A 13,639-nucleotide genomic window follows, 5' to 3' on the forward strand; every position below is an offset into this window, starting at 1 on the left:
AATTAAACTCGACCGTAATGATCTTCGAAGCGCACGATGTCGTCCTCGCCAAGATACTGCCCGCTTTGTACTTCAATCAAAACCAGATCAATCTTGCCCGGGTTTTCAAGCCGGTGCTTGTGTCCGGCAGGAATAAAGGTCGATTCGTTTGTTGCGATGAGCAAATCTTGTTCACCATTGACAACTTTAGCCATGCCATCCACCACGATCCAATGCTCGCTGCGGTGATGGTGCATTTGCAATGACAGCGAGGCGCCAGGCTTGACGACGATGCGCTTCATCTTAAAGTTCGGACCCTCTTCGAGCACAGTGTAGGTACCCCAGGGGCGATGAACCGTGCGATGCAGGCGGTAGGCTTCATGGCCGATTTTCTTTAACTGGCCCACAATCTGTTTGACGTCTTGCGAGCGATTTTTATCCGCAATCAACAAGGCATCCGGCGTATCGATCACAATCAGGTTTTCGACCCCCACCGCCGCCACGATACGATTATCCGCCTGAATGTAACAATTTTTGACATCATGTAGAAAAGCCTCGCCTTCTACACTATTGCCTTGGGCATCTGGCGGGACGAGATCCCCTAGAGCGTTCCAGGAGCCAATGTCGCTCCAGCCAATCGAGCAGGAGACGACTGCAGCCTGGTTTGTTTTTTCCATCAGCGCAAAATCGATCGAGATACTTTCGGCCTGCGCAAACGTCTTTGCATCCAGTTCAATCTGGTACTGACCTTTTCCTTCTACACGGCGCGACACCTCCAGACTGTTCGCGACGGCTTGAAGCACCTCTGGTGCATATTTTTTAAGTTCTGTCATGGCCGTCTCTGCGGTCATGCAAAACATGCCTGAATTCCAGAGATATTTACCGCTATCAACGTAGGCTTGAGCGGTCTCCAAATCCGGCTTTTCAACGAAGCGGCGCACATGAGTGCCGTCCGCCTCAATGTAGCCGTAGCCTGTCTCGGGGCCTTCTGGCCGAATTCCGAAAGTAGTGATTTTGCCTGTCTCAGCGAGCTCGACAGCTTGCTTGACTGCGACAGTGAAAGCAGAGATGTCGCCAATCAAATGATCCGCCGTCAAAAACAGCATGATTGCCTTTGGACCATAGGTTTTACTGATGGTCAGTGCGGCTGCGGCAATGGCTGGTGCCGTGTTGCGTCCCTCGGACTCGAGTATGAAGCCAAGCGGCATGGGGATATCGCCGGTTTCGCGATATTCATCTGCAGTTTTAAAAAATAAATCCCGGTTTGTGACGGTCAGAACCTCAACTACCCCAGGCAAGCCTTTTGCCCGCAAAAACGACTTTTGCAACAGGCTTTGCCCGTCGGACAGTCTGATAAAGGGCTTGGGATGTAACTCGCGCGATACGGGCCACAGGCGAGTCCCGGCACCACCTGAGAGAATCACGGGGATTAATTGCATGATCAACCGTCAAAAAAGTGGAACATTTGCCAATCGTTTACCAGAACCAATAATCTTTATTTTGACAACAATTTAAGAATGATTGAGTTTTGGAGTTGGGTTGGCTCTTTTAGCAAATAACTCCATCATAACAAGGACGGAGGCATTTTCAGGCGTTTAAGCGGCTGCATCTATATAGGACATTGGGTACAACGCAAGGATTTTCGGTCACTCTCCAAGTATAATAGGGGTTTTACTTAGTGCGATGGGGCTAGACGTGGCAAATGGCGTAGCAAATTCAAAAGTGGCAGTAATCACTGGCATCACCGGACAAGACGGTGCTTATCTGTCAGAACTGCTCCTGACCAAGGGTTACACGGTTTACGGCACCTATCGCCGCACAAGCTCAGTCAATTTTTGGCGAATTGAAGAGCTAGGCATTGAAAAACACCCCAAACTTCATCTAGTCGAGTATGACTTGACGGACCTGTCTTCCAGCATCCGCCTGCTTCAAGCAACTCAAGCAACCGAAGTCTATAACCTCGCCGCCCAAAGTTTCGTTGGTGTGTCGTTCGATCAGCCTCTGACCACTGCGGACATTACCGGCATTGGTCCAGTCAACCTGCTCGAGGCTATCCGCATCGTCAATCCTAAAATCCGCTTCTATCAGGCCAGTACGTCCGAGATGTTTGGCAAAGTACAGGCGATTCCCCAGATTGAAAGCACCCCTTTCTATCCGCGCAGTCCTTATGGTGTCGCCAAGTTGTATGCGCACTGGATGACAATCAACTACCGCGAAAGTTATGGCATTTTCGGTACGAGCGGGATTCTCTTCAATCACGAATCACCATTGCGCGGCCGCGAGTTCGTGACCCGTAAAATTACAGACTCGGTTGCTAAGATCAAACTTGGAAAGCTCGATGTACTCGAATTGGGCAACATGGATGCTAAACGTGATTGGGGTTATGCCAAGGACTACGTGGAAGGCATGTGGCGTATGCTACAGGCTGACGAACCCGATACTTTTGTACTGGCTACTAATCGCACTGAAACAGTGCGCGACTTTGTCACGATGGCTTTCAAAGCTGCCGATATCGCAATCGACTGGAAAGGTACCGCAGAGGCCGAACAAGGCCTCGACGCCAAGACCGGTAAAGCTCTGGTCAAGATCAATCCAAAGTTTTACCGTCCTGCCGAAGTCGAGCTGCTAATCGGCAATCCCGAAAAAGCCAAAGCCAAACTCGGCTGGGCGCCACACACAACGCTTGAAGAGCTTTGCCGCATGATGGTCGTTGCCGATCTGGCTCGCAATGAGCGTGGATTCTCCTTCTAAATGTCCGCTGCATCTACCGCGCTGAGCACCACACAACCTGCGCGCGTACTCATTACTGGCTTGCAAGGCTTTACCGGTCGCCACATGGCGACCGAGCTAGAGCAAAACGGTTATGAGGTCTGGGGGATTGGGAGCGCAACGCCCGGTGAGCCTCGGACCTTAGAGGCAGACCTGATTGATACTGCCTCGCTCCTTGCAGCGGTTCAGACAATTCAACCGCAATATGTCATCCATCTTGCGGGTATTGCATTTGTAGGTCACGGACAGCCGAAAGCTTTCTACGACATCAATTTAGTTGGAACGCGAAACTTGCTCGAAGCGCTCGCGTCTGTGGCTGACAAACTCAAATGTGTCCTACTCGCAAGCAGTGCAAACGTTTACGGTAACCTGCAAAGTGGTTTGCTAAGTGAACTCAACCCAACAAATCCCGCCAACGATTATGCCGTCAGCAAACTGGCAATGGAATACATGGCCAGGATTTGGATCCCGCGCATTCCAGTCGTCATCGCTCGCCCTTTTAACTATACCGGTGTGGGTCAGTCCGACAGCTTTTTAATCCCCAAGATCATTTCTCATTTTGTTCACAAGCGCGACACAATCGAACTTGGCAATATGGATGTCTGGCGTGAGTTCAATGATGTGCGTGATGTGGTGCACGCTTATCGCAAGCTGATCGAAGCAGCACCGGTGGGTCAAACAGTTAATGTATGCTCGGGCAATCTGGTCTCCTTGCGCGATGCATTAGTTTTAGCATCCGAATTGACTGGTCATCAACTCAAGGCGTGCGTCAATCCAGTTTTTGTGCGCGCCAACGAAGTTCTCCAGCTTGGGGGCGATCCGGCGCTGCTTGAAACTTTTGTTGCAGACTGGCACCCTCGCCCTTTACGCGAAACGCTCGCGTGGATGATTGCTGCTGAAACAAACGTCAACAAGGCCTAGATATGCGCATTGGCTTTGGAGTCACCGCCCTGTGCAATGGTTTGTCGGGTGGCGGATTAGATGGCATCGGCAACTACACGCGCGAAATCATGTCGCGAATGGTCTCTGAGCCTCAGGTTGAGTTGGTCCCCTTCTCGTTTCGAGCCGCGATTCCCTCTGACATGGGCCATAGCGTTCAGTTCGGTCGTTACTCAGTCAATACAGCTTTATCCGTTGCAACAGGCACTAATTTCTTTGGTATGGGCGATTTAGTCAGCCGTGTGGATTTAATTCACGCAACAGATCACTACGTCCCACGCTGCAAACCCGTGCCAATGGTTGCGACCTTGATGGATGCGATCCCTCTTTCGCACCCTCAGTGGTCACGCAGTGAGTTTCGTGGCATCAAAAACTTTTTATGGAAAAGAGCGGCAAACTGGGCAGATGAAGTCATTACGATTTCGGATTATTCAAAAAATGAACTTTCTAAATGGACTGGTATCGCACTGAACAAAATCACAGTCATCCCATTAGCTGTAGATGAGCGATGGTTTAAAGAAGTAAGCAATGTGGATTTTGCACGTGTTCGTCAGTTGTACCAGTTACCTGAGACTTTTTTTATATCTGTCGGTACGCTCCAGCCTCGGAAAAACGTTGAAAGCATAATCCGCGCGCATCGTACTTTGAGTCCGGTCGAACGTTTACGCACTCCACTAGTCATTATTGGTCGAGAAGGCTGGAAATGCGAAGAAGTCATGCAGCTCATTAACGAAGACTCTGTCTCTGGTGCAGTGCGCTGGCTTGAACATGTTCCTGATGCAAATTTATTGCCTGTGCTAAAACTGGCCTCTGCTCTTGTCTTTCCTTCGCTTGGCGAGGGCTTTGGTTTGCCAGTACTTGAAGCCTTTGCTGCAAGCGTACCTGTGATTACGTCGAATACGACTTCATTACCAGAAGTGACTGGAGATGCGGCCATCACGCTTAATCCGCTGGATGTAGATGCGATTGCACGAGCGATGCAACAGGTTCTTGACGATCAAAAGCTTGTCTTGATACTCAAGCAACGAGGTCTGGCGCGCGCAAAGGAATTTACTTGGCAGGCGTGTGCGGATGCCACACTTCAAGTCTATCGAAAAATGCTTGCCTGAAAATCTCAGCTCGGCAGGGCTGACTAAGGAGTCTCATGAAGCTGCTTATTACAGGTGCAACAGGATATATTGGCCAACGACTTGTTCGCGCGGCTAAAGAGGGTGGGCATCAAGTTGTTACCACGGGACGCTCCTCAACCAAAGTAATATTTGATTTATCCAATCCGCAACCTCTCAAGCTGGATGAAAGTTTTGATGCGGTTTTTCATCTCGCTGCAGTCACCTCTTCTAGCACCTCGAACCCAGAAGCAGAGATTAATGCCGCTCAGTACTTGTTTCAAGCAGCTGTCCAGCAGGATGCTCGCATTATTTTTGTATCTAGCCAAGTATCGCGTGAAGACGCGCCTACAGATTATGGCCGTACGAAATGGCTTATTGAACAACTTGCCATCGCTTCAAATGGCTACGTTTTACGTCCAGGCCAGGTTTACGGCGGTTTTGAGAGCGGTCTTTTTGGAGTACTAGCCACTCTTGTACGCAAGCTACCTGCCTATCCCGCTTTTTTACCCGCCCCACGAATCCAGCCTGTTCATGTTGATGATTTGGTTGCAGCGCTTCTAAGCTGCGCGACTACGAAAGGTCTTGAGTCAGCCATACTCAGCATCGGAGCTGAGCAGCCTGTTTCCTTTACCGGATTCCTGCGGGGAATTCAACGTTACTGGGTTCGTCGCTTTCGTATACCTGTCCCAGTACCCGTTGGTCTGGTAAGACTTGCGATCAACTTGATTGGACACAATCTAAGAACAAAGCTCGGGCTTGAAAGACTGATTTCGCTTTTCGACTTAAAACCCATGGAGACGCGAGCTGATTTACAACGTCTGGGTATTCAGTTAAGAATGCTAGAAAGTGGATTGCATCGTTCTGGATACTCAATAAAGCGCGATCTGGCACTGGAAGGCCATGGCTTATTACGTTATGTACTAGGGGTGCGCCCAACACAAGGTCTGATACGAAAATATGTCCGCTGTGTTGAGTTACTACGTCATGGTCGATCCCTAAAGTTAAAACCCTATTATTTACGATGGACTTCGCTTCTTCATTTGATTGACACCTCTAAAACGGCCAAGTCCACCGACATTCAAGAATTTGTCTGGCGTTTAAATGCTGCTGTCGTCATTGCCGAGGCATCTACCCTTGGAGCAAAACGATTACTGGGGTTAGGTCAGTCCTACGGATTTTTAAGTAGTAGCATCAACATCGCAATTGCTGTTTTACAGGAGGCTTCCTGGCGCCTATTGCGAATGCTTGCTGCGCCTTTTATCAGAAACCCTTTTGGTCATAAAGCGATAGATGAGGATCAAGCATGACCCAAGCTGCGCCTGATTTCGACGTCATCGTTGTAGGAAGCGGTCCTGCTGGCGTTTCTACTACTTTTCCATTGCTTGAGGCAGGTCTAAAAGTGTTGATGGTCGATGGTGGGCGCGAAGCGAAAATCCCCCCTCCTGCGAACTCTTATCTAAACTCGCGAGCGAGTAGCTCAGGCCAATCTGAGTGGATGCTCGGACGAGATTTTCATGCACTTCACTTCGCTGCAGCATCCTCTCCTAAGTTTCGTACGCCGACCCATTCTCATGTTTTTGAGGGCTTCGAAAAATCGAATCAAATTGTGGGTGAGGGATTTGTGGCAACTGGCTCCTTAGCGCGAGGCGGCCTATCGAACGCCTGGGGCTGCGGTGTCGCAAAGCTCTCTGCTTCTGAACTAAAGGATTTTCCTTTTACTCCCGAAGAGCTCGAACCCTCCTACGAAAGTGTGGCGCGTCGTATGGGTGTGAGTGGTGCCGTCCAAGATGATTTATCGGCATATTTTGGCTTGGATGCCTACGCAGACAAACCGATTGCAATAGATTCAGTTCAAGCAAGTCTCTTGTCAAAATATCAGAAAAAAGCCACCCAACTTCACAGCCTCGGGGTCAAACTTGGTCGCTCACGTGTTGCGGCTTTAAGTACGGATCGTGGCGATCGAAAAGCTTGCGATCTTTCTGGGAACTGTTTGTGGGGCTGTCATCGCAAGGCTTTGTACTCAGCCGGCGATGATCTTCAGACACTTCGAACATTTTCCAATTTCTTTTATCGTCCTGGATTTGTTGTAGAGCGTGTTTTTTTAAAAGACGGCCTGCCTAGCATTCAAGGTCAACGTTTATCCAACTCAACAACAGATAGCCCGACACTGTCAGCACGCAAAGTCGTTCTGGCAGCGGGCACTCTTGCAACATCACGGTTAGCCATGCTTGCTCTCAAAATAGACCGGCCGCTTCAAATGCAAGCAACCCCTGTAGCAGCCTTTATGCTTTAGGTGCCAGCGGCATTAGGAACAGCACGCACAGCTGCATTTGGCCTGGGTCAGTTGTCTTTTTCAGTTTCTCTCAACAACCAGGTTTCTGGCTTTGGATCTCTGTTTAATACGACAGGTATCCCGATTTCTGAGTTTGCAAAATACATGCCCTTTTCCAAACCATCTGGATTGCGTGTATTAAAGTCACTACTGACATCCTGTGTAGTGGGTAATGTGTATTTGCCTGGATCTTTTACCAGTGCCAGTTTACGACTTGATAGAGATCAAATCCTTTATGTTAGTGGTGTGTATAAAAATGATGTACCACAACTGATGCAAGAAGCAAAAGTTCGTCTAGGGAAAGGTTTTAGGAAACTCGGGGCGTTGATACTACCTGGCAGCTTCACATTAAGTCAGCCCGGAGGCGACATTCATCATGCTGGCAGCTTACCTATGCGCATTCGTCCCGGGGTGGGTGAAACCAATCGCGATGGTGAGCTATTTGGATTAGCGGGCGTGCATGTTGTAGATGGGGCGAGTTTGTCAGCCTTAAGCGAAAAATCGCATACGTTAACAATCATGGCTAATGCTGATCGGATTGGACGGGTATTGGTAAAAAAATTACTTTGAAACTGCCACTTCTATTCTGAGTGAGAACCTAGTAAATCCTGGTACGCGTCCGCATACCTCCGCGCCATCGTCTCAGCCTTAAAGTTCTGCTCATACCTAACCAGCGCATTCCTGCCCCACAGAGAGACCCGCTCGGGCTGTTGCCAAAAGGTATCCAGTGCCTGACCAAAGCTCACGGCATCCGAAGGCGGAACAATCAACCCAGTCTGCTCAGCGAGATTGACATAGCTCGTCCCTGTACCAATCTCACAGCTAATCATCGGTGTACCTTGCTGTGCAGCCTCAGCCAAAACAACACCGAAGGCCTCTGACGGCATATGCGATGGAAAAACAAAACCGTACGCAGCACGCATGATCGAGCGCTTTTCTTGGTTAGTGACCTCTGGTACGAAATGCAAGTTCGTCAATCCCAGTTGCCGAGACTGAGCCAGCAATGCATCATGCTGATCCCCACGTCCAACAATCACTGTAGGATAGTCACGGCCTTTTAATGCATCCAGCAAAACATGTAAGCCTTTGTAGTAACGTAAAGCACCCAGAAATAAAAAGAAACGTGGGCCAAACTTTTCCTGCCAAACCTTTACAGCAGGATCTTCTGCAGGCAACTGGGCAAAATGCTCGATACCATAGGTGATGAGTTGTGTCTTATTCTTGAATTTTTGCAGCACCGGACTGGATTGAATGATCCCTGGCGAAGCGGCGTAAATTTTATCCATCTTGGCAAAAAAACGGTCACGCAAGGGGGCATACAACTTGTTCAGCTGCACTTGATTGACAACATCTGAGTGATAACTCAAGAGACTAGGCTTTTTAATACCCGACAACAAATAGCAAAAATCCGCATATGGCCACGGAAAATGCATGTGCATCACATCCGCCCAGGCAGCTTCTTTTTTAAAATTCGCCAGAAAGCTAAGCGAAAATCCAGTTGAGGCGATATACAAATCGCGCTTGTAGCGAATCACTTCGTAGCCAGAAGGCTGGATATCTCTTCGAGGATTGCCAGGAGTCAGCACTAACACACGGTTTTCAATACCCAACGGTTGGGTGTGGCTTGCAAGCGTATGTACCACTTGTTCAATTCCACCGTATGTGTCGGGGAAAAACGTTTTCAATACATGTAGAACCCGCATCTTTACCGGCGCCGCTTTTTTTGCAGAACCAGCCAGCGAGGCATGCGAAACAATACCAAGCGCCGGTAGAGGACGACATAACTGATTGAGAAAAGGGCAACGAAAAACATCAACACGTATTCGTATTGCCAAAACAGAACGGCAGGGATAGTACCCATCGAAGACAACACCCACAGGTACGGCGAGGTCATCGCATTACGCTGAGTAATCAGGCGGGCTTCGCTTGAGCCAACTGCCCAACGAACCAGTCGCTTGTAGACCAGCATGTGCAAATGCACACCATCAGGCGCACCGGGAGATTTACCTCGAACGAGCTTTTTGCGATACATCGAGAACAGGGTTTCAAAGACCGGGTAGATGCACAGCAAAAGCGGAAACCAGGGCGACACGTTCGGATGGCGCGCCAGCATCAGGATCGAAAGCGTACCGATAACAAACCCAATGAAATACGCGCCCCCGTCCCCCAGAAAAATCAGGCCTCGGGGATAATTCCAGATCAGAAAGCCGCCGATGGCTCCCAGCATACCAACCGCTGCCACCAGAATCAGCCGATCACCGAGGTAATAAGACACATAAGCAAGGCCGGCTAGGATCATGGCCGATACGACAGAAGCCAAACCGTTGTAGCCGTCAATAATATTGATTGCGTTGGCTGCGCCAGCAATTGCAAAGATACTGAAGAGAAAAGACACCAGACCAAACTGTAAAACCCAGTCCAAACCAATGATACCGACCTTGGTCACGGCTGCTCCAAGCCATAGATAAGCGATGGCTCCGCTAGCCAAGGCAAGGCTTAAACGTACACGGGCACGTACTTTTTTTGAAATGTCCTCTGCGAGCCCCCCTAGAAAAACGGGCATGCTTGAGATCATTAACAGAGTCAAGGCACTGACTACTTCACTGTCCCGAAATGCGGCAATCACGCACACAAAGGCCATCGCCAAGACAAGCGCAACCCCGCCGACACGCGGTACAGCAAGGGCATGAAACTTTTGTACGCCCAAAAGATCTGTATCGGCCGTGTATTCAGCATGTAGTCGGCGATATCTCACCAACAGCAGCGTGATTACCAACGAAACGATAAAAGCGCCTAAAACGTAGGCCATTCTTGGATTACCCAATCAATCAATTTTCTCATTTTACCTGTCTGATTGGCTAGGAATCCCTGTTTTGCGGGCATTTTTACATTTTTTGCATTGAAATCTACTCAATCCTCAACCGCAACCGCAACAAGCACCTTAAAGCTCGACGGACCGGAAATATAAAGCGATGCTATCCTGTCATGACCGAGTAGTAACCCGAGGTTTTTGAGTGCGTACGAGCATGATTCCCCCTCGCGACGAATTGTCGCGCAAAGAATTGCTATTAGCGATGTCTGGTGTCGCCTGGGCACTGATCGTGGCAGCCTTTGATTCGACCATCGTCAGTACTTCCATGCCCGAGGTGGCGCAAGCTCTGGATGGCAAAGCGCTGTATGCCTGGGTGGGCACGGCCTACTTTCTGGCCTCGGCAATCACCATACTGATTTTTGGGCGTCTGGGCGATCTATATGGGCGCAAGCCGATGATGCTGACATCACTGGCGATTGTCGGAATCGGCTCCGTGCTGGCGGGGTTATCGCAAAATATGCTGCAACTGATTGCCTTTCGGGTTTTGCAAGGACTTGGGGGCGGCATGATGGTGGCGACGACGTTTACGGCCCCTGCTGATTTATTCCCCGATCCGCGCAAGCGCGTGCGCTGGATGGTGATTACGTCTGCCTCTTACGCTTTTGCGAGCGGAATCGGTCCGATGCTGGGTGGTTTGGTCACCGAAGCGCTGGGCTGGAGAGCGGCTTTCTTCATCACGCCCGGTGCAGCCGTCATCTCCTTCTATCTCACCTGGAAGTACTTTCCACGGATCCGTCCTAACCATGCGTCAGGTAAACGACTGGATTGGCTAGGCGCATTTCTGTTGACGTTGACGGTCGGAGCACCACTTGCGGGGCTAGAACTGTTGACCGCCGAGGGAACGCAACACTTGCGCGCTTGGGCGCTGGGACTGATTACCTCTGGTTTGGTCGCGGGGATGTTGCTCGTGCCAGTCGAGCGTCGCGTTGAAATGCCGATTTTTCCGTTACGGATACTGGATTCTCGTGAATCGATTCTGTTGAATCTGGCGGGCCTGCTAACCGGTGGCATCATGTACATACTGATTTTTTATCTGCCACTACTGTTACAGGATGTCTTCGGCTATTCACCAACGCATGCGGGTCTGCTGATGACTCCCCTGGTCGCAGCCATGCCGATGGGCAGTATGATAAACGCTCAACTCGTGCCCCGTCAGAACAAACCCGAACGACTGCTGATTTTCGGCAGTATTTTGCTGGGGCTCGGGTGTCTGCTCACCATGACCTTCAACGCGACGAGTCCAACCTGGTGGGTACTGACCGTTTTAACGACAACAGGAATCGGATTAGGCTTTTTACTGCCCAACTTCACTCTGTTTATGCAGATGATTTCAGCTCAACAGGACGTCGGCGCCGCCTCGGCGCTGGTGCAAACGATGCGCGCACTGGGCAGTGCGCTGGGCACGGCGATTGTCGGTATGCTGATTGCCAGAATGTCAATTTCTTTGGGTTTGCAGATGGGTTTAATCTTCTGTGTTTGCCTGTGCGTGATCGTAGGCTGGATCTCGACACAAATAAAAATGAAGAACGTCGAGCGATCCTGAGTCTTTTAAATCGCCGCAAGCCCGGGCAGCGAATTAGCGCTGCGCTGCTGTCATTTGCTGAAACTTCCAGCCACTTTCGCACATATCTTTCAAGTCGCGACGAGCATGCCATTTCAGCTCGGCATGTGCCTGCGCAACGCTTGCAAAACTGGTGCCGACATCACCCGGACGCCTGGGCACGATCTGGTAGGGCACAAACTTGCCGCTTGCGGCCTCAAAGGCCCGGATCATTTCCAGCACGCTGTAGCCACGACCGGTACCCAGATTAAAAATGTTTAATCCCTGATGCGCCGACAAATATGCAAGCGCGGCGACGTGGCCTTCAGCCAAATCCATCACATGAATGTAATCGCGTACGCCTGTACCGTCGGGCGTATCGTAGTCATCGCCATAAACATTCAACTGCGCCAGCTTGCCAACCGCCACCTGGGCGACAAAAGGCATCAAGTTGTTTGGAAGGCCATTGGGATTCTCGCCAATGAGGCAGGACTCATGCGCCCCAACTGGATTAAAGTAACGCAAGCAAGCAATCCGCCAGGAAGGATCGGACTTTGCGACATCGCCGAGGATTTCTTCGATGTGCACCTTCGTGCGGCCGTAGGGATTTGTGGCGGATAAAGGATGCGTTTCGTCGATGGGCAAATATTGAGGATCTCCGTAGACGGTGGCGCTCGAGCTAAAGACCAGTGTCCGGGGCTGATGACTGACCCGTTGCATCGCCTGCAACAAGCTGATCGTACCTTGCACATTGTTGGCGTAATACTCAACCGGGATTTGACTGGATTCCCCAACAGCCTTGAGCCCGGCAAAATGCATCACCGCATGAATCTGATGCGTATCAAGAGTCTGAGTTAATAATTGCGTATCGCGCAAATCACCCTCGATCACCACAACGGGTTGCCCCAAAATGGTTTCCAGACGCCTGATCACGCCGCGGTCGCTATTGCAAAAATTATCAAAAATGAAAATTCGATGACCAGTCTGGGACAGAGCCACGGCGGTATGACTACCGATATAACCGGCACCACCAGTCAGCAGAATATTCTTTGTTCCCTGAAAAGTCATTTTTTTAATTTCAACAAATAAAGTGTTATGGGTTATGCGCCCGATTGTAATTGCTTGTAGTTTATAGTGGCTTTGTGCCTATTCAAGGCACTTTTAAAGCTGAATCTTCACTCAAAAGCCTCACCCCTCTTATGCGCCGTACCGATGTCTACACCATGTTGTTACTTGCTGCGATCTGGGGAGGTTCGTTTCTGTTTATCAGGCTCTCGGTAGAGGACTTTGGTCCTGTCGCGCTCTCGGGGACACGTACCCTGATCGGAGGGCTTGCACTTCTGCCTATCCTTTTTTTTAATGACAAACTCTCTGTGATCCGTCGCTACTGGCGCTCGATCATCATCGTGGGGCTTTTTAATTCCGCGCTGCCCTTCATCTTTTTTAATTTCGCGACCATGACTCTACCGGTCGGTACGATGTCGATCATCAACGCCCTGACTCCGCTTTGGGGTGCGGCGATTGCGTGGGTCTGGCTCAAGGACCGGCTGCCACCTCTACGTATGTTTGGACTAATGGTCGGTTTTACGGGGATTTTGGTACTGGTCTGGGACAAACTGTCGTTTAGCGACACGACCTCGACCTATGCGGTGATAGCCGGCGTGGCTGCGCCGATTTTTTATGGAATCGCGGCAAGCTATACCAAGAAACATCTCATGGACGCCGACCCGATCGCCACCGCGGCGGGCTCGCTGATCGCAGCGGGCATCGTGATGCTGCCTCTGACCCTTTATACCTGGCCTGCCGAGCCGATTTCCAGCTCATCATGGGCGTCGTTGCTTGGCTTGAGCATGCTCTGCACGGCGATCGCCTACGTCCTCTACTACCGCCTGCTCATCCGCATCGGCCCTCCACGCGCCATGACCGTGACATTTTTAATCCCAGTGTTTGGCGTGCTGTGGGGTACGTTGTTTTTAGGGGAGATTATCACCCTGAGGGTGGTACTTGGCGGCGGGGTGATTTTACTGGGGACAGCACTGGCGACGGGAGTTTTGGCTAAGAGAAAAAATACCTAAGTTCTGGTGGTGTCAATAACCTAG

Annotated in this window: 12 protein-coding genes; 8 read left to right on the forward strand and 4 right to left on the reverse strand. The window is 50.4% G+C overall.

Going from position 1 to position 13,639, the window contains the following annotated elements:
• Positions 1 to 2: 2 nt before the first annotated feature.
• Positions 3 to 1,418, reverse strand: a complete 1,416-nt coding sequence (locus QWY30_RS13710; protein WP_290241905.1) for a mannose-1-phosphate guanylyltransferase/mannose-6-phosphate isomerase — start codon at positions 1,416 to 1,418, stop codon at positions 3 to 5.
• Between the two features lie 244 nt (positions 1,419 to 1,662).
• Here QWY30_RS13710 and gmd point away from each other — a divergent pair, with 244 nt between their 5' ends.
• From gmd to QWY30_RS13740, 6 genes are read left to right on the forward strand one after another with little or no spacing between them, the layout of a single operon-like run.
• Positions 1,663 to 2,730: a GDP-mannose 4,6-dehydratase gene (gene gmd / locus QWY30_RS13715; RefSeq protein WP_290241907.1), complete on the forward strand. Its 1,068-nt coding sequence runs from the start codon at positions 1,663 to 1,665 to the stop codon at positions 2,728 to 2,730.
• A 21-nt stretch (positions 2,731 to 2,751) separates the two neighbouring features.
• The gene (locus QWY30_RS13720; protein ID WP_435433413.1) at positions 2,752 to 3,669 is read left to right on the forward strand and encodes an NAD-dependent epimerase/dehydratase family protein; all 918 of its coding nucleotides are present in this window, start codon (positions 2,752 to 2,754) and stop codon (positions 3,667 to 3,669) included.
• Positions 3,670 to 3,671: 2 nt separating this feature from the next.
• Entirely contained in the window at positions 3,672 to 4,796 is a 1,125-nt protein-coding gene (locus QWY30_RS13725; protein ID WP_290241912.1) for a glycosyltransferase family 4 protein, read from the forward strand.
• A 35-nt stretch (positions 4,797 to 4,831) separates the two neighbouring features.
• Positions 4,832 to 6,103, forward strand: coding sequence for an NAD-dependent epimerase/dehydratase family protein (locus QWY30_RS13730; RefSeq protein WP_290241913.1), 1,272 nt, complete (start codon positions 4,832 to 4,834; stop codon positions 6,101 to 6,103).
• A complete protein-coding gene (locus tag QWY30_RS13735) occupies positions 6,100 to 7,089 on the forward strand; it encodes a hypothetical protein (protein WP_290241915.1) in 990 nt (329 codons plus the stop codon). The genes QWY30_RS13730 and QWY30_RS13735 overlap by 4 nt, the downstream gene beginning before the upstream one ends.
• Complete coding sequence (locus tag QWY30_RS13740; protein WP_290241917.1) at positions 7,090 to 7,698, forward strand: hypothetical protein; 609 nt, start codon at positions 7,090 to 7,092, stop codon at positions 7,696 to 7,698.
• 11 nt (positions 7,699 to 7,709) lie between these two features.
• On the opposite strand, the gene QWY30_RS13745 is transcribed toward QWY30_RS13740, so the two are convergent.
• Together QWY30_RS13745 and QWY30_RS13750 are read right to left on the reverse strand one after the other, a co-directional pair.
• Entirely contained in the window at positions 7,710 to 8,831 is a 1,122-nt protein-coding gene (locus QWY30_RS13745; protein ID WP_290241918.1) for a glycosyltransferase, read from the reverse strand.
• 2 nt (positions 8,832 to 8,833) lie between these two features.
• Complete coding sequence (locus QWY30_RS13750; RefSeq protein WP_290241920.1) at positions 8,834 to 9,937, reverse strand: MraY family glycosyltransferase; 1,104 nt, start codon at positions 9,935 to 9,937, stop codon at positions 8,834 to 8,836.
• A 217-nt stretch (positions 9,938 to 10,154) separates the two neighbouring features.
• Between QWY30_RS13750 and QWY30_RS13755 the strand changes: the two genes are divergently transcribed.
• Entirely contained in the window at positions 10,155 to 11,543 is a 1,389-nt protein-coding gene (locus QWY30_RS13755) for an MFS transporter (RefSeq protein WP_290241922.1), read from the forward strand.
• A gap of 33 nt (positions 11,544 to 11,576) precedes the next feature.
• Here QWY30_RS13755 and galE read toward each other — a convergent pair whose 3' ends face one another.
• Positions 11,577 to 12,608, reverse strand: coding sequence for a UDP-glucose 4-epimerase GalE (gene galE / locus QWY30_RS13760; RefSeq protein ID WP_290241924.1), 1,032 nt, complete (start codon positions 12,606 to 12,608; stop codon positions 11,577 to 11,579).
• A 131-nt stretch (positions 12,609 to 12,739) separates the two neighbouring features.
• Between galE and QWY30_RS13765 the strand changes: the two genes are divergently transcribed.
• A complete protein-coding gene (locus QWY30_RS13765) occupies positions 12,740 to 13,615 on the forward strand; it encodes a DMT family transporter (RefSeq protein WP_290241925.1) in 876 nt (291 codons plus the stop codon).
• The last annotated feature ends 24 nt before the right edge of the window (positions 13,616 to 13,639 follow it).

The sequence above is a fragment of the Zwartia panacis genome, from assembly GCF_030410395.1.
In the GTDB taxonomy this organism is placed as follows: Bacteria; Pseudomonadota; Gammaproteobacteria; order Burkholderiales; family Burkholderiaceae_B; genus Zwartia; species Zwartia panacis.